Genomic DNA, 469 nt, shown 5'->3' on the forward strand with positions numbered 1-469 from the left:
GAGTGAACCGTGGGCAGAGTATGCGAGCGCCACGTCGTACGGGACGAAGATGCCCCGGACGTCCTGGGAGCAGATGGCGACGCTCGAAGTAGTGCCAGCCCCGCTTGATCAGCAGCGTCGCGTCGCGGATTTCTTGGACGGTCAGGTCGCCCGCATTGACGAGACCATCCGGCTCCGCCGAGAGCAGGCTGCATCCGTGAGTCAGAGGTTGGGGGTCCTTGCGGACCGCCTGATTGATGAGGCCCAGAACTCCGTCGGATGGGTGCGCCTCAAATACATGTGCGACCTCGTCACTGTTGGGATAGTCGTTACCCCCGCTGCTTGGTACGCAGATGAAGGGGTGCCTGCCCTGCGCGGCACGAACGTCAAGCCAGAGGCGATTTCGCTGGATGACCTCGTTTATCTATCCGAGGAAGGGCACAAGGTTCACCGCAAGTCGCAACTCCGCGCTGGTGACGTGGTCGTGGTG

At 62.3% G+C, this 469-nt stretch carries 1 protein-coding gene; it reads left to right on the plus strand.

Features of this window, described 5'->3' with window-relative positions:
* Window positions 1-73: 73 nt before the first annotated feature.
* The coding region (locus LPA41_RS41025; RefSeq protein ID WP_229076897.1) for a hypothetical protein at window positions 74-469 on the plus strand (396 nt) is incomplete at its 3' end.

Source organism: Actinoplanes sp. DH11 (genome assembly GCF_020873875.1).
GTDB lineage: Bacteria > Actinomycetota > Actinomycetes > Mycobacteriales > Micromonosporaceae > Actinoplanes.